Source organism: Amycolatopsis sp. NPDC005003 (genome assembly GCF_053600695.1).
In genome coordinates this window covers 88,488-111,511 of record NZ_JBSGAI010000021.1, presented here as the reverse complement: position 1 = coordinate 111,511, position 23,024 = coordinate 88,488, and the positions used below count along the sequence as shown (strand labels likewise).

The window sequence follows — 23,024 nt, the reverse complement described above, 5'->3', positions numbered from 1 at the left end:
GTCAGGACTGATCGGCTGTGGTCTGGCGGGCGGTGCGCTGCCGGCGCAGCCGATCGACGGTGCGAGCCGGCCGGCTTCCACCGGTTTCCTCGGTGTGGGTGAGCAACGCCGCCTGGTCGGCGACCGTGGCGTGCCGGAACAGGTCGACGATGTCGATCCTGCGGTCGTACCGCCGCATCAGCAGACTGTGCAGCCTGCTGATGAGCAGCGAGTTCCCGCCCACTTCGAAGAAGTTGTCGTCGGCTTCGATATCCCGGTGGCCGAGGATCTCCGACCACGCCTCGTAAACCGCCTGCTCGGCGCCACCACGCCCGATGTCGTCCGTGGACACACGCGGCGGGATCTCCGGTGCCGGCAGGCCGCGGCGGTCGACCTTGCCACTCGGGGTCATGGGCAGGACGTCGAGCGGCACGAAGACATCGGGGATGAGCGGGCTCGGCAGACTATCGCGGAGAAATCCACGCAGCTGCTTGCCGGACACGGGGCCACCCACGACGTACGCGACCAGCCGAGGATCCTGGTCCGCCGGCTGGTGCACCGCGACCACCGCCTGCTCGACGGCGGGGTGCGCGGTCAGCGCGGCCTCGACCTCTGCGGGCTCGATCCGGAAGCCGCGGACCTTCAGCTGGCTGTCGAGCCGGCCGAGGAACTCGAGGTCGCCGTCCGAACGCAGCCTGGCCCGGTCGCCGGTGCGGTACATGCGGGCACCGGGCAGGGAGGCGTGCGGATCCGGCACGAACCGCTCCGCGGTCAGCCCCGGCCGGCCGGCATACCCCCGGGCGAGGCACTCGCCGGCGAGGTACAGCTCGCCGGACACACCCGGTGGGACCGGGTTCAGCCACGCGTCGAGAACGTAGGCCCTGGTGTTCGGGATCGGCCTGCCGATCGGCACCGCCGCCGGCCAGTGCGTGGACGGGGCGACGAGCTCGTACGCGGTCATGCAGTGCGTCTCGGTCGGACCGTACTGGTTGACCACGACACAGTCGGTGCGCTCGGCGAACATGCTGCGCACGTCGTCGGTGACGTTGAGCTGCTCGCCCGCGCTGATGAACTCGCGGACGCCGGAGAGTGCTCGGTTCCCGGGGCCGGCGTGGGCGGCCTGCTGGTACAGCGCCGCGGGAGAAAGCACGAAGCAGCCGACGTTCTCTTCCGCCATGAAGTCCGCGCGCCCCGCCGGGTCTCGGCGAACCTCTTCCGGCGCGAAAACCAGCGTCCGGCCGCCGGCGAGAGTGTAGAAGATGTCCAGAAAGGACATGTCGAAACTGAAGGGCGGGAACTGCAGGGTTGCCTCGCCGTCCTCCAGGCCGGAACGTTCGAGCTGCCACCGGAGCAGGTTGACCAAGGCCGCGTGGGGCATCGCGGTGCCCTTGGGGGTGCCGGTGGATCCGCTCGTGTAGATGAGGTAAGCCAGCGCACCGGGATGCGTGCCGGGTGGCCGGAACCCGGTGTCGGCTCCACCGAGGACGAGCGGAACCGTGGCACCCGCGAAACCGGTGGTGACACCCGGGTGGTCGGCGTCGGACAGCAGGACGGTCGTGCCGGAGTCCGCGATCATGTAGCGCAGGCGACGCGAAGGGTACTCGGGGTCGAGCGGCAGGTAGGGGTGCCCGGCAAGGAGCGTCGCGAGCATGGCGACGACGAGCTGCGGGCTTCGACGTGCGAGGATACCGACGGGTGTCTCGGGACGGGGGACATGACGTTGGATCGTCGCCGCCATGCCGTGCGCTTCGTCGAGGAGCTGCGCGTAGGTCAGCTCCAGGCCGGGAGCCCGGACGGCGACCCTGGCCGGGTGCACGGCCGCCTGCCGGACCACCAGTTCGGCCACGTTCGCCGGACCGTTCGCCACGACGGTCGTGTGCCGGCCGTGCAGCACCTGCTCTTGTGCGGCCGAAGACAGGAGGGGAAGCTCCGCCACCGCGCGGTCAGGTGTCGCGACGGCGGCGCCGAGCACCGAGACGAAGCTGCTGGTCAGGTTGCGGATCGTCGCTTCGTCGAACAGGTCCGTCGCGTACTCGACCGTGGCCGTGATGACATCCGGCCGTGCCTGGACGAACAGTGACAAATCCAGTTTGGACGTGTCGGTCGGGACGCCGTAAACCTTGGTGCGCAGGTTGTCGAAGGCCGGCGTCGCCTGCCGGTCCTCCCAGGACATGAGCACCTGGACGAGTGGGGCACGGCTCGGGTCCCGTGGTGGCCGCAGCGCTTCGACGAGCTTCTCGAAAGGGATCTCCTGGTGTGCGTAAGCCTCGAAGCAAGTCTCCCGGACCCGGCGGAGGAGCTCGGCGAAGGTCGGAGCACCCGTGAGGTCGCACCGCAGCGGAATCGTGTTGATGAAGAACCCGATGAGGTCGCCGAAACGCTGTTCCCCTCGGCTCATCGCCGGCGCTCCGACAACGACGTCCTTCGTCTCGCCGTAGGCGGACAGCACCACTGAGAAGGCCGTGAGCAGCACCATGAACGGGGTGACCCGGTGTTCACGGCAGAGCGCCGGCAGGCCGGACCGGACCTCGCCGGGCAGGGAGAACTGGTAGAGGTCGCCCGCGAAGGACTGCCGGGCCGGGCGCGGGCGGTCGCTGGGGAGCTCGATGGCCGCAGGTGCGCCGGCCAACCGCCGCGTCCAGAAGGCGATGTCCTCGTCGGCGCCGGAACCGGACAGGCGAGCGCGTTGCCAGCGCGCGAAGTCCTGGTACTGCACCCGCGGCCGCTCCGGCATGTCGGTGGAGCCCGCGCGGTACCTCCGGTAGGCGTCGGTCAGGTCGCGCATGAGGATTCCCTGCGATGCGCCGTCGAAGGCGATGTGGTGCACCACCACGACGAGGCGGTGCTCGTCGTCCGCGAGGCGCACGAGCGCGGTTCGCGTGATCGGTCCGGTCGCGAGGTCGAACGGCCGAACAGCCAAGTCGTGCTGCAGCCGCGAGACCTCCCCATCGCGCAGGGACGGAGGCAGTCCGCTCAGGTCCAGGAGCTGAAGGACGACGCCCGGAGGCAGCACAGTGGCCACCGGACTCCCGTTGGCCACGGGGAACACGGTTCGCAACACCTCGTGCCGGGTGAAGACGTGCAGGAGCGCGGCTTCGAGGGCGGGAACCGACAGCTCGCCACGCAGCTCGATGGCCGGCACGACGTGGTAGAAGGGGCTTTCCGGGTCGAGCTGGCGCAGGAACCACAGGCGTTCCTGCCCCGGCGAGAGCACTCCCGGCTCGTCTTCGGCCACCTCGGGGACCGGACTCGGTCGCGACTGCCGGGGCTGCCCGGCCACCAGCTGCGCCACTTCCCGCACGGTCGGCGCCGCCAGAATGGCGTCCAACGCGACTCGCACGCTGAACCGTTCGGCAATCAACAGTTGAATTCGCGCGGCGAGGAGCGAGTTGCCGCCGAGTTCGAAGAAATCGTCGTCGTCGGCGATTTCGCCCATTTCGATTCCCAGTACGCTCGCCCAGATCTCGGCGATCCGCCGGAAGTCAAGAGAACCGGTGTCGTCCACGATGACCAACTGAAGCAGTGGAGGATGCCGGGATCAAGAGGTGAGCCGTCACCCGAATCAGCCGCATGGTCGAGGAATGGCGGTCGTGTGGCGGCCCGATGGGGCCGCGGCACAGCATTGAGCGGCACGGCATTGATGTTCAGCAGGCGATGAGCTGCTGGTCGGTTCGGCGAGAATATGGAGGCTCCACGTCGATGGATTTCGCGCTGAGCAGCGAAACGCGCGCCCTTCGCGACAAGGTCGTCGAGTTCGCGCGGACGCTGGGCTGGCAGGCCGCCGAGTACGACAAGGACGGCCTGCTGGACCGCGAGGGCTGGCGGCGGTGCGCGGAGTTCGGTGTGCTGGGCTGGGGGGTGCCGCTGGAGTACGGCGGATCGGGGTACGACCCGCTGATGACTGCGGTCGCCTTCGAGGCGTTCGGCTACGGTTGCCGGGACAACGGCCTGGTGTTCGCGGTGAACAACCACGTGTGGGCCTGTCTGACGTACCTGCTCGAATACGGTGATTACGAGCAGCGGAACTACTGGCTGCCCCGGCTGTGCGCGGGCTCCGCCATCGGTGCGCACGCCTTGACCGAGCCGGAGACGGGTTCGGACATGCTCCGGATCACCACCAGCGCCCGGCGCGAAGAGGACGGCTGGGTGCTGGACGGCACCAAAACCTACATCAGCAATGCGCCTTGTGCCGACGTGTTCGTGGTCTTCGCGCGCACGCGCGAGGACGGACCGGCCGATTCGGCCTTGTCGGCGTTCGTCGTGCCCGCGTCCACCCCCGGCTGCCAAGTCACCCGCCACATCGGCAAGGTGGGCCTGCGCGGGTGCCCGATGGGCGAGATCACCCTCCGTAACTGTCGTCTGCCCGTCAATGCTCTGTTGGGGGTGGAAGGTGCGGGGTACCGGATGTTCACGTCCACGATGGAGTGGGAGCGTGGCTTCATGTTCGCGAGTCAGGTCGGTGTGCTCGCCAGGCTGCTCGAGCTGAGCGTGCGCCGATCCACTCAGCGCCGGCAGTTCGGCCGGCCGATCGGCAGCTTCCAGGCGTTGTCCCACCGGATCGCCGACATGGGTGTCCGGCTCGAGCTCGCCAGACTGCTGCTCTACAAGATCGGCTGGCTCAAACGGGAGAACCGGATGGCGATGCTGGAGAGCTCGATGCTCAAGCTGTTCGTCAGCGAGGCGCTCACCGAGGGCGCGCTTGACACCCTGCGCCTGCACGGCGCGGCCGGCTACACCGAGGACGCCGGGATCGAACGGGAGCTGCGCGACGCGGTCGGCGCGACTGTCTACGGTGGCACGTCCGAAATCCAGCGCAACATCATCGCGACGCTGCTCGGCGTGCCGGGAGACCAGTGATGGTGGGGACTCACGTGAGCGGCCGCACGATCCGGCTCCGCACCCCGGTGCCGTGCGAGCTGAAGGCCGAGCTGACCTCCAGGATCTACTTCCTTTCCAGCGCCATCACCGGTTTCCGGCTGGTGGACGACGGCGACGAGGTCGTGGCGGTCGAGTTGGAGTTGGCGCGCGGGGTATCGGAGGCCGAGCTGTCGGCCGGGCTGGACCACATCGTCGTCAACGATGTCCTCAGCCAACGCGCCCCGACGGAGAAGGTGCTCTGGCGGTCGAGCACCCATGCGCCGGTGCGGGACGGCACCTTCGAGGAGATGGTGCTTCGCGGCGCCGCGACACCGGTCGGCGAGGGGCAGGTCGCACTCGGTTCACCAATGCTGGAACTGATGGATCTGCTCGACCGACGGCTGGCGGCGATCGCGACCGGCCTGGGCGGTGTCGAGCGGCGGTACCCCACACTGCTCCGGACCTCGGCGCTGCAGCGGTGCGGCTACTACACGTCGTTCCCGCAGTTCGCGATGTTCGTCACCCGGCTCCACACGGACCTGGCGACATATCAGGAGTTCGCCGGCCACGCACGTGAGTCCGAGATCCTCGGCCCCGAGGTGTTGTCCCGGTGCGGCAACGTCGACTACTGCCTGCCACCGACGATGTGCTACCACACCTTCCACGAACTCGACGGCGGGACGCTCGTCCGGCCTGACGCCGTCGTGACGGCTCGGGGCAAGTCCTTCCGCCACGAATCGCGGTACCACACGAGCCTCGAACGGCTGTGGGACTTCACGATCCGCGAGGTCGTGTTCCTCGGCGACCGGGACCACGTGCTGCGCTGCCGCGCGGCGTTCCTGGACCGGGTCGAGGAGCTGGTCGAGGAATGGGGGTTGTGCGCGCGGCTCGTGGTGGCCAACGATCCGTTCTTCGCCGGCCCGGAGACGGGCAGCCGAATCTGGTCGCAGCGGCTGCTCGGCCTCAAGTGCGAGCTGCGGGTGGACGTCGGGGCGGACCGTGACGTCGCGGTCGGCTCGTTCAACCTGCACGACCGGTTCTTCGGTGACGCGTTCGGGATCCGGTTGCCCGGTGGAGAGATCGCGTATTCCGGGTGCGTCGGTTTCGGGCTTGAGAGGCTGGCCTACGCGTTCGTCTGCCGGCACGGACTCGACCCGGGCGGCTGGCCGAGGTCCCTCACGACCAGGCAGGCCGCTGCCCCGGTGCCGGAAGTACCGCGTGCCCTGGCCACGAAGAGAACGGGAAACACATGAACCACGACCGGATCGGTGTCGTCGGCGCCGGCACGATGGGGGTCGGCGTCGCCCAGGTGTTCGCCGAAGCGGGTCACAGCGTCACCGTCGTCGACATCGACGCGCGGGCTCTGGACCGCGCTTCGTCACTGATCGCGCACGACCTGAGGATGGCGCCGCTGCTCGGCAGGAAGATCCCACCGCGGAAGGAAGTGCTCGAGCGGATCTCGTTCGGGACGGACGTCAAGCAGCTCGCGGATGCCGTGTTCGTGGTGGAGAACGCGATCGAGAAGTGGGCCGTCAAGAGGGAGATCTACCCGCTACTGGAACAGGTTTGCCGGCCGGACTGTTTGTTCGGGGTGAACACGTCGGCGATTCCGATCACCCGGGTGGCCGCACTCACGGGCCGTCCCGCGCAGGTGGTCGGCACCCATTTCATGAACCCCGCCCAGATGAAACCCCTGGTCGAGGTGATTCGCGGAGTGCACACGACCGACGCAACAGTGGCGGCAACGCGGGCACTGCTCGCGGCGGCGGGCAAGGACAGCGTCGTCGTCAACGACTCTCCCGGGTTCGTGACCAACCGGGTGCTCATGCTGACTGTCAACGAGGCGATCTTCCTGGTGCACGAGGGTGTGTCGACGGCGGCGGACGTCGACCGGCTTTTCCGGCAGTGTTTCGGTCACAAGATGGGGCCGCTCGAGACGGCGGACCTCATCGGTCTCGACACGATCTTGTTCTCGCTGGAGGTCCTGTTCGACGACTTCGGCGATCCCAAGTACCGGCCCTGTGTCCTGTTGAAACAGCTGGTCGACGCCGGGCGGCTCGGACGTAAGAGCGGCGAGGGCTTCTACCCCTACGAGGAGCAGGAGATGCGGAATGCCGGATGAAGATCGCGCGGTCATCCGCGACTTCGTGACACGGCACGTCGGCGGTGCGGAGGTGACGGACGACGAAGACATCTTCGCGTCCGGCTATGTGAACTCCCTGTTCGCTGTGCAGCTGGTGATGTGGATCGAGCGCACCTTCGACGTCGCGATGACGGGTACCGACCTCGATCTGGCGCACCTGCGATCGATCGACCGCATCACGCGGTTCGTGGCGAGCAGGCGCGCGGCGGTCGCCCAGCCGTGACCGTGCGGATCAGTGCCGAGGGACGGCGCGCGCTGGCTCGTCTTCGCGCACACCTGGACGCCCCGGACACGGACGTGGCGGCGGCCGAGCGGGCCGGGGCCGTTCCGGACGACCTGTTCGCCGCGCTGGCGGCCGACCGGCTGCTGCTGCCGGCCTTCCCGGTCGACCGGGGCGGGCTCGGTCTGTCCCAGCAGGATCTCGGCGCATTGTGCGAGGAGCTCGGCGGCCACTGGATGTCGCTGCTGAGCGTCCTGACCGCACACATGATGGCGGCCGGAGCGATCCTGCGGTGGGGCCGGGGTGACCACGTCGCCGAGATACTGGCCGCCGCGGCCCGGGGCGCAGTGCTGTTGTCGTTCGCCTTGAGCGAACCGGGTGCCGGCAGTGACACGGCGGCGATCGCGACGAAAGCAGTGCCCGACGGCACCGGATTCCGCTTGACCGGCTGCAAGACCTGGCTGTCCGGAGGACAACGGGCCGATGTCTTCCTGGTGCTGGCCCAATCCGATGACGGACCGCTGGCGGCGCTCGTCGACCGGCACACCCCAGGGTTGCACGTGACACCCGTGGATCCCCTGCTGGGTTTCCGCGGCGCCATGCTCTGCACGATTGACATGGATGACGTCGCCGTCGCCGCCGGCCAGGTGCTGGCCGGTCCCGGTCGGGGGCTCACCCATGTCGCGGCCACTGCACTCGACCACGGCCGGTTCTGCTTGGGGTGGGGTGCGGTCGGTGTCGCCCAGGCGTCACTGCGGGCGTGTGCGGACCACGTCCACGAGCGGCGTCAGTTCGGTGTGCCGCTGCTGGAACACCAGCTCGTGCGCCGCACGCTGACGGACACTATGGTCCGTACCAATGCGGCCAGGTCGCTTTGCGCGCAGGCCGCGCTCCTGCGGGACGAGCGTTCACCGGACGCGCCCGTGCACACCTCGATGGCGAAGTACTTCGCGGCTCAGGTGGCCGCACAGGCGTCCCGGGACGCCGTGCAGCTGCACGGGGCGCTCGGCGCGTCGCGGGACTCGCCGGTCGAGCGCTACTTCCGGGACGCGAAGCTGCTGGAGATCGTGGAGGGCACCGAACAGGTGCACCAGACGACCATCGCCGGACACGTACGCCGGTTCGCCAAGGGACCGTTCGCGGCTGTCGGCCGAGGCGGCGCGGAATGACCGCTCGACAGGAGGATGCGGGCGATCGGCCGATCAAGGTGGTCGTGTGGGACCTCGACCAGACCGTCTGGGACGGGATCCTGCTCGAGGGCGGCGCGTCGCGGCTCCGCACCGGGGTCTCCGAAGTGGTCACCTCGCTGGACCGGCGCGGGGTGCTGCACTCGATCGCCAGCCGCAACGAACCGGCCGACGCTCTCGCCCGGCTGGCGGAGCTCGGTCTCGCCGAATTCTTCCTGCATCCGCGGATCGGCTGGGGAGCCAAATCGGACTCCGTCGCGGCCATCGCAGCCGACTTCGGGATCGGGCTCGACGCGATCGCTTTCGTCGACGACGATCCCGTCGAACGTGCCGAGGTGTCGGCCGTCCATCCCGAGGTCCGCTGTTTCACCCCGGACGAAGTGTCCACGCTGACCAGCCACCCGGCACTCCGGGCGGTGGCCACCGCCGAGTCGGCCACCCGGCGGCAGATGTACCGCAGCGATCTGGCCAGGACCGCCGCGGAACAGGAGTACAGCGGGCCACGACCGGAGTTCCTGGCGTCGCTGGAGATGCGGCTCGTCATCTCGCCCGCAGAGCCGGCCGACCTGGCCAGGATGCGGGAGCTGACGATTCGCACCAACCAGCTCAACTCGACCGGGCGGACCTACGACATCGACGAGCTTCGCGGGTTGCTGGACTCCGGCCGGCACGATGTGCTCGTCGCCGAGCTCACCGACCGGTTCGGTGGCTACGGCAAGATCGGCCTGGCGGTGGTCGAGCAAGACGGGGACCGGTGGGTCATCCGGCTGCTGCTCACGTCGTGCCGTGTGCTGAACCGCGGGATCGGCGGCATCCTGCTGAACATCATCGCCAACCGGGCCGCGGCGGCGGGTGTCGCGCTGTTCGCCGACTTCGCCGACACCGGTCGCAACCGCCCGATGTACGTCGCGTTTCGGCTGGCCGGTTTCCGGCCGGGACCGCCGTCGCTGCTGGAGTGCGACACCACGATGTCTCGCCCGATCCCTCCGTACCTGATGGTGGTGGAGCGGTGATCACCCCACGTACCTGCTGGCTGGTGGGACAGGGCGCACTGCTCGTCGAGTGCGGTGAGCGGCTGCTTTCTCGAGGGCATCGGCTGACGGGCCTCGCGAGCGCGCCAGGCCTGGCGCGGGACTGGGGGCGGCGGCTCGGCGTCCCCGACGCCGATCGTGTCCGCGAACTACCGGGACGCAAGCCGGACTGGCTGTTCAGCGTCGTCAACCCGGACGTGCTCACCGCGGACGAGATCGCCGCGGCGACCGAGCTCGCGGCGAACTTCCACAGCTCCCCGCTGCCGCGTTACGCCGGGGTGCACCAGACGTCCTGGGCGATCACCAACGGCGAACGTGAGTACGGCGTCACCTGGCACGTGCTGCGTGAACGTCTGGACAGTGGCGAGATCCTGGTGCAGCGCCTGTTCCCGCTCGCGGAGGACGAGACTGCGCTGACCCTGAACGTGAAGTGCTACGACCACGGTCTCGCGACGTTCGAGGAGTTGCTGAACCAGGCAGAGCGGGGCGCGCTGAACCCGGTTCCCCAGGACCTGAGCAGGCGCGGGTACCACTCCCGCCGCCAACGCCTGCCGTGCGCGGGACTGGTGAGCGACGTGGTGCCGGGCGAGGAGGCGCAGCGATGGAAACGGGCCGCCACCGTCGGCCGCCTGGACAACGAATTCGGCTTGCCGAAGCTCCTGGTGCGGGATTCGCTGGTGGTGCTGGACAAAGTCGCCCTCGGCAGCGGGGGCGAGTTGCCGCCCGACGCCGTGCCGGTGACAACCGAGGGCCGCCGGTGGGGTGTCGAACGCGTGCGCACTCTGTCCGGAGCGGAACTGTCCGGCCGGGACTGGGCCGAGGCGATCGGTGTCGACCCCGCGGCCGATCTGCTCCTCCCGCCCGAACAGCTGTGTCGCCGCGCCGGTGCACGCGACGCCGAGCTGTGCCTGTTCGAGGACCATTGGGTCTCGGCACTGGCGGCGGTCCGGCCGTCTCCGGTGCTCGCCCGGGTCCGCGCCACGGGGGCGCACTGGTCGGCGGTGCGGCTGCCGAGGCCGGGTGGCGCCGTGGCGAACCCGTCCGACCGGCGAGCCATGCTCGCGGCGCTCGCGCGGGCGTGGGTGACCTATTCGGCCGGCTTCGGCGAACCGACTCAGACGTTCTGGTGGAGCGAGACGGAGATTCGTGGGGCACCCGGTGGGCTCGACGCGGTGTTCGCCACCGCCGTGCCGGTCACCGTCGACACTCGCGCGCCGGACCGCGCGGCCGTGGATGTCGCGGTGGCGCACGGTACCTATGCCCGTGACGTCGCCGTGCGCCGGCACGGCGCACGGGAACTGGTGCCCGAGATCGCGTTCGTGCTCGACGCGGGGCCTGTGCGCCTGCGGCCCCTGCCGACGGTGACCGTTTGCCTCGAGGAGTCCGCCGAGCGGTTGCACATTCTGGCCCCGGACGCCGAGACCGGGTTCGCGGTGGCGTCCGTGCTCGCCGGGGCACTCGTCGGCTGAGGAGGGACATCGCATGGATTCGCCGGTTCCGCGGACTGTCGCGGTTGTGTACGGGTTCGGCTCGGTGAGCCCCACGACGATCGTGCGGGAGGTCGAGCCGGAGGCACGGGTGTTGTTCGTCACCGACACCCGCGACCCGCACTGCGCGGCGGTGGCGCCGTTGCTCCAGGCGCTGGCGCCGGTCGTGGACCTGGCAGCCGGTGGCGACCTGCGCGGGGCGGGTGTCGACGGGATCGTGACCTTCAGCGAGGCGCAGCTGCGCACCACCGCCGCGCTGGCTCAGGAGCTGGGGCTGCCGCAGCACAGCGTGGACACCGCGGCGGCCCTCACCGACAAGTCGCGGCAACGCGCACTGCTCAACGCCGCGGGAGTGTCCGTGACGCGGCACGAAGCGGTCGCGGACACGTCGGAGCTGTGCGCTGCCGCCGGACGGGTCGGCTATCCCGTCGTGGTGAAACCGGTGCACGGCGACTCGGGGCGGTACACGGTGCGTTGTGCGGACGAGCGCGAACTGGTGGCGGCGATCGACACCGTGCTGCCGTTCCGCGTCGGTACCGGCGAACGGAGCTGGGAGGTGGAGGAGCTGCTGCGGCCGGGCCGCCACCCGGCCGGCGAGTGGCTGGGGGACTACGTCTCCGTCGAGACCGTCAGCGTGGCCGGGACCGGCAACCACTTCACGGTTTGCGACAAGCTTCCGCTCGCCGCACCGTTCCGGGAGCGGGGGACGATCATCCCCAGCTCGCTGTCCGGGGAGCTCCGTGACGAGGTCGTCGAGCTGGCCGGGGATGCGTTGCGTGCGCTGGACGTGCGCGTCGGGATCACCCACACCGAAATCAAACTGACGCCGGACGGACCGAGGGTGATCGAGGTCAACGGCAGGTTGGGAGGCGGGATCGCCCGCCTGATGTCGCGGTGTTCGGACACCAGTCCCGTGCGCCTGGCCGTCCGGGCCGCGCTCGGCCGGCCGGTGTCGGACCGCCCAGCGGCATTCGACCGTGCCGCGTTGCTGTACCTCGCGTTGCCGCCGATGGATCGGGTGCGGGTGCGCCGGATCGTGGACGAACCCTTCCGGCGGATCGCGGGGGTGTGGGAGGTGGAGCCGTTCGCGGAGCGGGGCACGGTCCTCGACTGGCGCAACGGGCTCGCCGACCGGATGTTTTCCGTGCGGGCCGAGGCGCCGGACCACGAGGCGCTGGCGGCGGTCGTCGCCGAGCTGGACGGGGCGGCGGCCGGCTGTGCGGACCTCGAACCGGTGTGACGGCGGAGCTTGTCACGGGAGGTTGGCGCCGCCGTCGACGGTGAGACTGATCCCGGTGATCCAGCCGGCCGCCGGGCTGCAGAGGAAGGTCGCGGCATCCGCCACATCCTGTACGGTGCCGAGCCGGCCCAGCGGGATGCGGTGGGCCGAGTCGTCGAACGCCGCGGTCGTGTCGGCGAGCCCGAGCATGTTGGCCGCTACCCCGGTGGTGGGCACCGGGCCGGGCCCGATGGCGTTCACGCGGACGCCGTGCGGCCCCCATTCACGCGCCCAGCTGCGCGTGAGCGAGATGATCGCCGCCTTCGCCGCGCCGGCGTGGGAGTAGCCGGGAAACCCGCGGTCCGCCTCGGCGACCACGATGTTGACGACGTTGCCGCCGCCGTTGCCGATCATGTCGTTGATGAACGTCCTCGTGACGTTGAAGGTGCCGCCGAGGTCGATGTCGACGACCGTGGAGAAGGCGCGGCGGGTCATGCGTTCGGCGGCCATCGCGAAGTTCGCGGCGGCGTTGTTCACCAGGATCCCCGGGACACCGAGCTGGTCGAGCACGTGTTCCCGAAGGGCGTCGACCCGTTCGCTGTCACGGACGTCGCACACGAAGGTGTGTGCCGTACGGCCGGTGCGCTCGACGACGGCCGCCGCGGCTTCGTCGAGCCGCTCGCGCGTGCGACCGACGATGACCACCGAGCACCCGAGCCCGGCGAACCCGGTGGCGATGCCGAGACCGATCCCGCTCGACCCACCGGTGACGACGGCGACCTGCCCGGACAGCAGACCGTCGACGAACACTCCCGACATGCTTCCCTCCCTCAGCGTGCACCCTGCTCGCTGAGCTCCCTGGCCAGCGCGCCGAGCGTGGGGTACTCGAACAGTGCGGCGATACTCAGGTCGACGGCGAAGCGGTCCCGGATGTTCGACATCAAGTCGACCGCCGTGAGAGAACTCCCACCCAGTTCGAAGAAGTCGTCGTCGGCGCCGATGTCCTCGATGCCGAGCGCAGCCGTCCACAGCGCGCGCAGGGCGCCTTCGACTCCACCCGCTCCGTTCGTGGTGGCGGCCGGCTCCTGCTGCGCCGGCGGGGCCTGTTCCCCGGCGGTGTTCGCCGGCCGATCAGGCAGGGGCATCGGCGCGCCGTCGCGGAAGGCTGCGACGCACACTTGCCGCGGTGTGCGGGCGTTCAGCAGGTCGAGCAGCAGCCGTGTCCCGGTGTCCGGGTCGATTCCCGTCTGCGGGGGTGACGGTGCGGTCGGCGTCGGCTCCGCCTGGCCCCGCGGTTCGAACCCCGCCGCGACCTGGCGCATGGTGAAACCCTCCACCTCCACGACGACCCGCCCGTCGGGAGTGATCAGATCGATGTCGGCGGTGATCACCCCCGGCACATCCTGGCGCCGGCGGATGTGGCTGTGAAGACTCGCGGGCAGCCGTTCACGCACCACGATTTCGCGGTACATGAACGGCAGGTGCTCCGGGTCGCGCTCGGAGTCGCGCGCATAACCCGTCGCGTTGTCGAGCAGCGGCGGGTGCACTTCGTGACTTCCCACCTCTGTCTCGAAGGCGGCCGGTTCCCGCAACGCCATCAGCTTCTCATGCGGGTTGGCCGGGTCGAACCCGATCTCGACGACGTTGTCCCAGCGTGGTCCGAACCCCACCAGTTTCGGTCCGCCGGTCCGGGCGGGCGGCCGCCGCCGGTCCGACATCCTCGCCACGAGGGCGGGCAGGTCGACCTTGCGGGCAGGTGACGTCGCCCTCGCCGAGACGCCCACCACGTGAACCTGGTCGTCTCCGCCCGTCGCATCCTGCGAGCGGACGGTGAATCCCCAGGCGTCACCACGCGGCTCGAAGGAGATTTCCACTCGTCGCACGGTTTCCACGACGAGGGGTGCCTGGAACACGACGTCGCGCAGGCGCACCGCTGCGGGGGCGCCGTCGAGCACCACTTCCCGGAACGCGCGGACGACGAGATCGAGGTGTCCGGTGCCCGGCAGCACCCGACGGGAGTTGACCAGGTGCTCGTCGAGTACCGCGTACTCGCCGGGGACCAGGGTGTACCGCCAGGCCCGCTCTGCTTCCCGCAGCAGGCCGGGAACCGCCATGCCGACGGTGTTCCACGCGGGCCAGTTGATGCTCAGGACCCGGCGGCTCGGTGCCTGTCCCGCGTTCGCGTACGCGTCGAGGAAGGCGTTCGCCGCAGCGTAGTCACCGCTGCCTCGCAGGCCCCGCACGGCCGCCGTGCTGGAGAACGTGACGAAGAAGTCGAGCGGCGGCCGGCCGCCGAACGCCTCTGCGAGTGCCAGCGTGCCCGCGACCTTGGGAGCGAGTACGGCGTCGATCTGTTCCCGCGTGCGGAACTGCACCATGCCGTCTCCGGCCACTCCCGCGAGGTGGAAGACACCGCTGACCGGACCGAGGGTCGCGGTGGTGTCGTCGAGAGCCACCCGCAGGGCGCTGGGGTCGGCCACGTCGGCGGTCACCACCTCGTAGGACGCGCCGAGGTCCTCGATCTCGTCGAGCCCCGCACGGACCCGTTCGGTGCGCTCGTCCGTCGCGTGAGGGTCCAAGCCGGTGCGGCCCAGTAGGACCAGCCTGGGACCCAGGCCGGTGCGGGCAAGGCTCTTGGCCACCTCGATTCCGAGCCCGCCGAGTCCGCCGGTCAGCAGGTAGACGCCGCCGTCACGGAGGGCGGGCATCGCGGCGGGCCGTGGCCGGTACGGGCGTTCCACCTCGATCCAGCGGCGATCCCCGCGCAGCGCCACGATTTCGGACCGCCAGTCACGGATCTCCTCCGCGAGCTCGTCCTCGCCGACGTCACCGCCCAGCTCGACGAGCTTCGCGACGGTACCGGGCTCTTCGAGCGGCAGGGTGCGCACGAACCCGTGCAGTGTGGCCTTGACCGGATCGACCGGCTCTCCGCCGGAAATGTTCGCTGAACGCTCGGTCAGCACCAGCAGCCCTGGAGCACCTCGTCGTGCGCCGTGCTGCACGAGCCGCACCAAGCTGTCGCACGCCAGTTCCAGCTGTCCTGCCACGGTTGCGGTGGTGGGCGCCGCCCAGGTCCCGACCGTCGCCGCGTGCACCAGGATACGGGGAACGATCTGCCGCCGGGCCAACGCGGCGAACAACTCCTCGACGTCCGCCGTGGACCCGGCGCGGACGCGGAAGCCGCTGCCCGTCTCCTGGTAGTCCTGTGCCGGTCGCACCGGAATGACCCGGAGGCCGGCCTGGTGCAGGGCCGCGATGACCCGTGCGGCGCCGCCCCGGTCCTCGGGCAGGATGGCCAGCGCGTGCTCGCCGTCGTGAGCGGCCGGGGTAGCCGTGCGCGGGGCCGGGGTCCAGGAGAACGTCGTGAACGGCGTGGCCGGCTCCGGTGGCGTCGGGGAAACGGTTTCCCCGGCCACCGGCTTCGAATCGTCCTCGACGTCGATCCAGTGACGTTTCCGCTGGTAAGGATAAGCGGGAAGCGAGGTGAACCGGCCCGGCGCGCGTTGGGTGACAGCAGGCCAGTCGATTCCGACGCCACTGGTCCACAGCCGCGCGACCGCGGTCAGCACGCACTCCCAGTCGTCCTCTGCGCCGCCCCGCCTCGGCAGCGTCGGGACGGCGACGCTGCCACCGCCGGTGACCGCGGGGTGGGGCTTGACGAGGCTGGTCAGCGCCTGCCCGGGGCCTACCTCGAGCAGGGTGTGGTCGCCGTCGGCGAGCAAAGCGTCCACCGCGCGACCGAACCACACCGTGTTGTTCAGCTGCCCGGCCCAGAAACCGGGATCCGCCGCCTCCGTCTCGGTCAGCAGCCGGCCGGTCGCCCCCGAATACACCGGGATGGCAGGCGTCCGGGCGGCGATCCCGTCGAACGCCCGCAGGAACTCCTTGGCCGCGGGGGCCATGTCCGCCCCGTGGAAGGCGTGGGAGGTGCGCACCACCCTGCTCGAGATCTTCCGTTCGGACAGCTGCCGCGCGAAGGCGTCCAGGGCAGGCGCTTGCCCGGACACGACCGTCTGGCGTGGTCCGTTGACAACCGCGACGTCGACACCAGGAGGCAGTGCCGAGACCACGTCGTTCACCGGCGCGGAGATGGCGAGCATCTGTCCCGGCGGCATCGCGGCCATCGCGCGTGCTCTGGAGGCAACCAGGCGAACGGCGTCGGCGAGGGGGAAGACCCCGGCCACGGTCGCCGCGACGAGCTCGCCGACGCTGTGTCCGAGCAACCGGGCGGGACGGGCGCCGAACCCGAGCCACATCCGGCTCAAGGCGTACTCGACGGCGAACAGCAGGGGTTGAGCGAGTGCGGTGTCCCGCAGCCGCTCATCGTCCGTCGCCGACCGCCACGTCGCCGTGGCGCCGACGCCGTGCTCGTCGAGCAACGCGAGGCACTCGTCGAGCGCGCGGGTGAACCCGGCTTCGGCGCCGTACAGCCCCGCGGCCATGCCGGCGTGCTGGGATCCCTGCCCGGGGAACAGGAACGCGACCGGGCGGGGCGTCGCGGCCGTGCCCGCGATGACGCCGGGGGCGCCCGCGACCCCGGTCAGTGCGGCGGCCGCCTCCTGCGCGTTCGAGACCACGACCGCGGACCGGACGTCGTGCGCGGCGCGGCCGCGCTGGAGCGTGGTGACGACGTCGTCGAACACGACGTCGCGTCCCGCGAGGCACTCGGCGAGCCGGGGCCGGTACTCCTGCTCCGCCCCCGCCGTCCGCGCCGACCAGACGACCACAGCGGGACGGTGACCGGTCTCGGCCGGGACCCGTACCGGCGCCTCTTCCAGCACGGTGTGCACGTTGGTGCCGCCGATGCCGAGCGAGTTGACCGCGGCCATCCGTGGCCGTCCCGCGACGCGGGGCCAGTCGCGCAGGGTGTCGTTGACGTGGAAGGGGGACCGGCCCAGCTCCGCCTGCGGGTTCGGTTCGCGGAAGTTGATGCTGGGCGGGATCTTCTCGTTCTCCAGCGCCAGCACGGCCTTGACCAGTCCGGCGGTTCCCGCGGCGTGCCCGAGGTGGCCGACGTTGCCCTTCACCGAGGCGATCGCGCAGAACTGGGGTTCGAGGTCCTCGCCGGAGAGCCTGGTGTAGGCGTCTCGGAACGCGGCGATCTCGATGGGGTCGCCGAGCGGTGTTCCGGTGGCATGCGCCTCGACGTAGGAGACCTGGTCGGGCCGCACGCCGGCCATCGTCATGGCCTCGATGATCGCCGCGGACTGACCGGCGACGCTCGGCGCGCTGAACCCGATCTTGTCGTTGCCGTCGTTGTTCACCGCGATACCGCGGATGACCGCACGGATGTTGTCACCGTCGGCCACCGCGTCGCGCAGCAGCTTGAGGGCGACCACACCGGCGCCGGTGCCGAAGAGCGTCCCACCGGCCGCCCTGTCGAAGGGGCGGACGTGCCCGTCCCTGGTGAGCGGGCTGCCGGGCGCCCACCAGTGCCCGTGCCCGACGGGGTACTCCACCGCGGCTCCGCCTGCGAGCGCGATCCGGCACCCGCCGCTGCGCAGCGCCTGCACGGCGAGGTGGGTGGCCACCATCGAGCTCGAACAGGCGGTCTGCACGGTCATGCTGGGACCCTTGAGGTTGAACTTGTAGGACATCAGGGTCGCCACGTAGTCGGTGTTGTTGAGCACGCCCAGCGACAGCCCCGAGGCGCTACGCAGGGCACTGCCGGTCTTGCCGTCCATGGAGCCGTAGCGGTTGACGCCGGCGGCCGCGAATACTCCGATGTCGAGCACGCTCCCGTTGGCGTACCCCGCGTCGTCCAGCGCCGAGTGCGCGGTCTCCAGGAGCAGCCGGATCTGCGGATCCGAAAGTTGCGCCTCTCGGGGCGTGAAGCCGAAGAAGTCGGCGTCGAACAGGTCGATTTCGGGTGCCTGCGCGATCGCCTTGACGTAGTTGGGGTCTTGCAGTGCGGCCCGCGGCACCCCGAACGCCAGCAGATCGGCGTCGGTGGGGAACTCGACGGACTCCCGCCCGGCGCACAGGTTGTCCCAGTACTCGTGCACGTTGCGCGCGCCGGGGAACCGCCCGGCCAGCCCGATGATCGCGACGGGTTCGGCGATGTCGTTCATGAGGTCTCCTGGTCGCGGCGGTAGAGGTCGGCGCGGAGTGCGCGGCGGAGGTCGGCGGAGCGCGCGGGAGCCGCCCCCAAGACCCGGTTCCCGGCCGGCACGGGCGCGGCGCCGCCAAGGAACCTGGCCAGGGAACGCAGTGTGGTGTGGGTGAACAGGTCCGTGATCACGAGCCGCGAACCGAACTCGCGCACGAGCCGGCTGTGCAGGTGCAGCACGGCCATGGAGTTCAGCCCCGCGTCGAAGAAGTTCTCGTCCGCGCCGAGCGGCCGGTCGAGCAGCGCGCCGATGTACTCGCCGAGCCGGGCAACGGCGGGATCCGCGCCGTTCACCACCATGCCGGCACCTGCGCCGGTCTGCTCGCGATCCACCTTGTGGTTGTTGTCCCTGGAAAGCCGGTCGACGAACCGGATCGTGGCAGGTACCGCCGCTCTCGGCAGCTCGGCGGCGAGGCGGGCCCGCAGCGCCGGCGCGTCCGGAGAGCCTTTCGGTGCACCGACCACGTGCAGTGTCAGTGTCTCGCCGGCTTCGGTGGTGACGAGCGCGGCGGTGGCCTGGCTGACGCCGCCACCCCGGAGCGCGGCCGCCTCGATCTCCTCCAGCGCCACGCGAAGCCCGTTGACGAGCACCTGCCGGTCGGTGCGCCCGTCGATGTGGAGCCGGCCCCACGGGTCGACCCGGCCGAGATCACCGGTGCGGAAAGCGGCTTCTCCGGATGAGAGGGACACGAACCGGCCCGGCACGGCGTCGTCGAGATAGCCGGTCGCCAGTGAACCGGTCACGACGACCTCGCCGAGCTGCCCGACACCGCACGGAGCGCCGTGTTCGTCGATCACCTGGGCCTGTCGCCCGGGGATTGCGGTGCCCACGGGCACCGGCGTCTCGCCGGACAGAGGTTCGTCGCCGACCTGGTGGTACGTGGCGAGCTGCGGGGTCTCCGTGGTGCCGTAGGCATTGACGACGGTCGGGTCGCCGAGGGTTCGGATCCGGACGGCGAGCTGAGCGGTCAGTGGCGCGCCGCCGCAGACGACCAGGCGGAGAGCCGGCAGGCGGCCGTCCGCCCCGGCGAGCACGAGTTCGAGGAGCGCAGGTGTCGCGTGCAGCACGGTGATCCGCCGGGTGCGCAGGAAGTCGAACAGCAGTGCCGGATGATCGAACACGTCGGCCGGTGGCACGACCAGTGTCCCGCCACCGAGCAGTGGCGTGAGGAGATCGCGCAGGACGGGGTCGTGCCCGAGGCCGGACAGCAGGCCGACCCGGTCTCGCGGTGACATCGCGAAGTTCGAGGCGTACCAGGACATCGTGGCGGCGAGGGCCTCGGGGGAGACGACCACTCCGGCCGGCCGCCCGCCGCTGCCGGAGGTGAACAGGATGTGGCTCGCGTGGGGGAGTGTGCGGGGCGCCGCGACGCCGGGACGCGGGGTGCCGTCGCCGGACAGCACGTACCCGGGGCGCACCTGGTTCCGGCAAGTGCCGAGCCGCCCGGTCGGCAACGTGCTGTCGAGAAGTGCCGCGACGGCTTCCGCTCGCCAGATCGCCAGCAGGAAGACCGGGAGCGAGGTGGTGCGCGTCGCCGGAAGCTCGACGACGTCACCGGGTTCCACACCGCTGTCGCGCAGCCGCGACGCCATGGATTCGACCCGGTCGGCGAGCTGCCCGTAGGTCAGCGTTGTCCCGTCGGGACCCAGCACGGCCACGGCGCGCGGCGATCGTGCCGCAACGGCAAGCACCTGCTCGGTCAAGGGGGGCGTCACGTTCTCGGACCGCGGTTCGGGGGCGGGGCGGGGCGGGCCGAGCGCGATCTCGGCGAGCCGGACCGCGGGCCGGGCCAGCGCCTGGTCGAGCACGACGAGGCACTGGTCGGCCAGTTCGTCCGCGACCTCGGCCGGTATCCGGTCGACCGCGCGGACGAGGTCGAGCCGGTAGCCGCCGTCCTTGACACGCAGGTAGAAGTTCAGGTCGAAGAGCGCGGGGGCGTCCGGTGGATCGATCTGCTCGACCAGCAACCCGGGCATCCGCGGAGGGGGTGCGGCCTGGCTGAGGTCGTTCACCCAAACCTGGAACAGCGGATGGCGGTCCGGGCGGGTCGGCACGCCGAGGTGTGTCACGATCGCGTCGAACGGGGGCAGGCTGTGCTGGAGCGCGTCCACCTGCCGCCGCCGCACGTGCGCCAGCAGCGACCGGAAGTCCTCGTGGTCATCGAGCGCTATCCGCACCGGCAGGGTGTCCACCAGGAAGCCGGCCATGTCGTGCTCTTCGGTGGTGCGTCGCCGGGAGGCGGGTACGCCGAGCACGAGATCGTGCCGGCCGGTCCACGCGCCGAGCACGACGGCGACCGCTGAGAGCAGGAGCATTGCCGGAGTGACGGCTTCGGCACCGGCGAGCTCACGAAGCCGGTCGCTGCGCGCGGTGCCGAGCGGGCGGACGTGCGGCTCGCCGGTCCGGCCGGCCGGGTGGCCGGGAGCGAGGCGGAACGGCAGGCGGAGGTCGCGGGGCGCGTCCAGCAACAGCGCCCGCCAGTGGTCGAGATCGGCTTGCCAGCGTGAAGACCCGACCTCCCCGGCTTCCGACTCCGCGCGGCCGGCGTAGCCGGGGGCCGGGCCGAGTTCGGGCCGATCCCCTCGCGACCGTGCCGCGTAGGCGGCCGCGAGACCGGTCAGGACGATTTCGGCGGTCCGCTGGTCGGCGATGACGTGGTGCAGGGAAACGGCGAGGCAGCTACGCCCGGACGGGCCACACAGCACGCCGGCCCGCAGCATCGGGGCCTGATCCATCGGAATCGGCGTGCCGACGATCTCCCGGACGAACGCGTCGCGTTCGACGTCGGTCGGCTCGGGCGTCTCCCGGACCACGAGTTCCGGGGTGGCCGCCGGCAGGTACTCGACGACCGGCTCGTCGCCGGAGATGCGCGCGCGCAGGACGTCGTGCCGCGCGACGACGTCTGTCAGCGCCTCACGGAGGGCGGTCACCGAGACTTCGCCGGTCAGGTTCAGCACCGTCACGACGTTGTACGCGGCAGACTCCGGGTGGAGCCTGCTCCACAGCCAGATCCGGTGCTGGCCGGGGCCCAGACGCCCGGACGGCCGGTCGTGCACCGCCGTCCGGCCCGTCCGCGCTACCGGTGCCGCGCCGGCGATCAGTTCTTCCAGCCGGCCCAGGGAGGCGTTGTCGTCCAAGAGGAAGGACAGCGGAACGTCGACGCCGAACCGTTCCCGGCACCAAGCGACGAGCCGCACGGCCTGCAGGGAGTGCCCACCGAGACTCACGAAGCCGGCGGCGGGGTCGGCGGTGGGAGCGACGAGCCGCCACCACATCGAGGCCAGGTCCGAGTCGTCGGCCGCGGCGGCCTCACGTGTTCGTGCCCACCACTGCGCCAGCTCCGTTCCGAGCGACCCGCGGTCGGCCTTCCCGTGCCCGTTGACCGGAATGGCCGGCAACCAGCGGATGGCGGACGGCACGTACGCGGAAGGCAGCCGTGCCGCCACGAAGGCACGCAGCTCCGGTCCGGACGGCAGGACCGCGTCGGGCCCGGCCGGGGTGGTTGCGGCGAGGAGCGTACCGTCCACGACCACGGCGACCGCCTGCGCGACGGCCGGGTGCGCGGCCAGCGCGTGCTCGATCTCACCCGGCTCCATCCGCACTCCGCGCACCTTGATCTGGTCGTCCAGCCTGCCGAGGTACTCGACCTGGCCGTCCCGCACGCGCACCAGGTCACCAGTCCGGTAGCAGCGCTGTCCGGACAGCTCCCGGAAGGCCTGTTCGGTGAGATCCGGCCGGTTGACATAGCCCAGTGCGACCGGGACACCGCCGATCCACAGCTCACCACGCTCCCCGGCCGGGACCGGCCGGCCGGCCTCGTCGAGCACGTGGAGGGTCGTGTTGTCGATGGGAGCGCCGATCGGCACCGGGTCGTCCGGCCGGAGCGACTTGGGCACCGGCCAGTGGGTGACGTCGATCGCGGCCTCGGTGGGGCCGTACAGGTTGTGCAGTTCCGCGTCGAACACCTCGTGGAATCGGGCCGCTACGGCGGCGGGCAAGGCCTCACCACTGCAGAACACCCGGCGCAGCGAGGGGCAGGCGTGGCCGGCGCGCAGGAACTCCGCGAGCATGCTCGGCACGAAGTGGCACGTGGTCACCCGGTGTGCCGCGACGGTCGCGGCGATGCGCCCGGGATCGCGCTGGGCGCCCTCGGGCAGCAACACGCAGCGGGCACCGGCCACGAGCGGCCAGAACAGCTCCCAGCCCGACACGTCGAACGTGCACGGTGTCTTCTGCAGGACTGCCTCGTGCTCGGCCAGCTCGTACCGTTCGTGCATCCACAGGATCCGGTTGCACAACGCGGCACTGCCGAGCAGCACGCCTTTCGGTCGTCCCGTCGAGCCGGAGGTGAACAGCACGTACACCGGGTCGAGCGGTCCGACCGTCCTCAACGGACGGAGATCGGCCTGCTCCGGTGGCGCGGGTACCGGGAGCGGCTGGAGGCCGTCGACGGCGTTTGCCGGTCCGGTCACCGCGGCGAGTGGCTCGGCGTCGTCGAGCATCGCCCGGACCCTGGCCGCAGGCTCGTCGAGGCTGATCGGAAGGTACCAGCACCCCGCCTTGAGCACCCCGAGCAACGCCACGAGCAGATCGGTGCTCCTGGGCAGCCGGACGACCACGGCGCCCCGTCGTCCGCCCGTCGCGACGGCGATGGTCTCCGCCAGTGCGTCGCTGGCCAGGTCCAGCTCGCGATAGGTCAGGCGACGTTGTTCGTCGACGCAGGCCGTCGCGTCCGGAGCGAGCAGGGTGCGTTCCCGGACCAAGCCGGGGAGACCGTGCTCGACAGGCCGT

At 70.7% G+C, this 23,024-nt stretch carries 12 protein-coding genes; 8 read left to right on the top strand and 4 right to left on the bottom strand.

What is annotated here, in order from left to right:
• Window position 1 precedes the first annotated feature (1 nt).
• Window positions 2-3,484, bottom strand: coding sequence for a non-ribosomal peptide synthetase (locus ACWED2_RS24340; RefSeq protein ID WP_449692818.1), 3,483 nt, complete (start codon window positions 3,482-3,484; stop codon window positions 2-4).
• Between the two features lie 65 nt (window positions 3,485-3,549).
• Between ACWED2_RS24340 and ACWED2_RS24335 the strand changes: the two genes are divergently transcribed.
• From ACWED2_RS24335 to ACWED2_RS24300, 8 genes are all read left to right on the top strand, one after another.
• Entirely contained in the window at window positions 3,550-4,836 is a 1,287-nt protein-coding gene (locus tag ACWED2_RS24335; RefSeq protein WP_449692791.1) for an acyl-CoA dehydrogenase family protein, read from the top strand.
• A gap of 14 nt (window positions 4,837-4,850) precedes the next feature.
• Window positions 4,851-6,089 carry a hypothetical protein gene (locus tag ACWED2_RS24330; RefSeq protein ID WP_449692790.1) on the top strand — a complete coding sequence of 413 codons (1,239 nt, stop codon included), beginning with the start codon at window positions 4,851-4,853 and terminating at the stop codon, window positions 6,087-6,089.
• Window positions 6,086-6,958 carry a 3-hydroxyacyl-CoA dehydrogenase family protein gene (locus ACWED2_RS24325; protein ID WP_449692789.1) on the top strand — a complete coding sequence of 291 codons (873 nt, stop codon included), beginning with the start codon at window positions 6,086-6,088 and terminating at the stop codon, window positions 6,956-6,958. The genes ACWED2_RS24330 and ACWED2_RS24325 overlap by 4 nt, the downstream gene beginning before the upstream one ends.
• A complete protein-coding gene (locus tag ACWED2_RS24320) occupies window positions 6,948-7,202 on the top strand; it encodes an acyl carrier protein (protein ID WP_449692788.1) in 255 nt (84 codons plus the stop codon). Before ACWED2_RS24325 ends, ACWED2_RS24320 begins: the two co-directional genes overlap by 11 nt.
• The gene (locus ACWED2_RS24315; RefSeq protein ID WP_449692787.1) at window positions 7,199-8,368 is read left to right on the top strand and encodes an acyl-CoA dehydrogenase family protein; all 1,170 of its coding nucleotides are present in this window, start codon (window positions 7,199-7,201) and stop codon (window positions 8,366-8,368) included. Before ACWED2_RS24320 ends, ACWED2_RS24315 begins: the two co-directional genes overlap by 4 nt.
• The gene (locus tag ACWED2_RS24310) at window positions 8,365-9,399 is read left to right on the top strand and encodes an HAD-IIIC family phosphatase (protein WP_449692786.1); all 1,035 of its coding nucleotides are present in this window, start codon (window positions 8,365-8,367) and stop codon (window positions 9,397-9,399) included. The genes ACWED2_RS24315 and ACWED2_RS24310 overlap by 4 nt, the downstream gene beginning before the upstream one ends.
• Window positions 9,396-10,886 (top strand): formyltransferase family protein, encoded by a 1,491-nt coding sequence (locus tag ACWED2_RS24305; protein WP_449692785.1) that lies wholly within the window; start codon window positions 9,396-9,398, stop codon window positions 10,884-10,886. The genes ACWED2_RS24310 and ACWED2_RS24305 overlap by 4 nt, the downstream gene beginning before the upstream one ends.
• 64 nt (window positions 10,887-10,950) lie before the next feature.
• Window positions 10,951-12,144 (top strand): ATP-grasp domain-containing protein, encoded by a 1,194-nt coding sequence (locus ACWED2_RS24300; protein ID WP_449692784.1) that lies wholly within the window; start codon window positions 10,951-10,953, stop codon window positions 12,142-12,144.
• 12 nt (window positions 12,145-12,156) lie between these two features.
• On the opposite strand, the gene ACWED2_RS24295 is transcribed toward ACWED2_RS24300, so the two are convergent.
• Genes ACWED2_RS24295 through ACWED2_RS24285 form a run of 3 tightly spaced genes read right to left on the bottom strand, consistent with a single transcriptional unit; the run spans window position 12,157 to window position 22,996 of the window.
• Complete coding sequence (locus ACWED2_RS24295) at window positions 12,157-12,942, bottom strand: SDR family oxidoreductase (RefSeq protein WP_449692783.1); 786 nt, start codon at window positions 12,940-12,942, stop codon at window positions 12,157-12,159.
• Between the two features lie 11 nt (window positions 12,943-12,953).
• A complete protein-coding gene (locus ACWED2_RS24290) occupies window positions 12,954-18,194 on the bottom strand; it encodes a type I polyketide synthase (protein ID WP_449692782.1) in 5,241 nt (1,746 codons plus the stop codon).
• Window positions 18,191-22,996, bottom strand: coding sequence for an amino acid adenylation domain-containing protein (locus tag ACWED2_RS24285; protein WP_449692781.1), 4,806 nt, complete (start codon window positions 22,994-22,996; stop codon window positions 18,191-18,193). Before ACWED2_RS24285 ends, ACWED2_RS24290 begins: the two co-directional genes overlap by 4 nt.
• Between the last annotated feature and the right edge of the window lie 28 nt (window positions 22,997-23,024).

Excerpts from the sequence above, each read along its gene's own strand:
- ACWED2_RS24335 (WP_449692791.1), top strand. The coding sequence starts at position 3,550 with ATGGTCGAGGAATGGCGGTCGTGTGGCGGCCCGATGGGGCCGCGGCAC.
- ACWED2_RS24325 (WP_449692789.1), top strand. The coding sequence starts at position 6,086 with ATGAACCACGACCGGATCGGTGTCGTCGGCGCCGGCACGATGGGGGTC.
- ACWED2_RS24320 (WP_449692788.1), top strand. The coding sequence starts at position 6,948 with ATGCCGGATGAAGATCGCGCGGTCATCCGCGACTTCGTGACACGGCAC.
- ACWED2_RS24310 (WP_449692786.1), top strand. The coding sequence starts at position 8,365 with ATGACCGCTCGACAGGAGGATGCGGGCGATCGGCCGATCAAGGTGGTC.
- ACWED2_RS24295 (WP_449692783.1), bottom strand. The coding sequence starts at position 12,942 with ATGTCGGGAGTGTTCGTCGACGGTCTGCTGTCCGGGCAGGTCGCCGTC.
- ACWED2_RS24290 (WP_449692782.1), bottom strand. The coding sequence starts at position 18,194 with ATGAACGACATCGCCGAACCCGTCGCGATCATCGGGCTGGCCGGGCGG.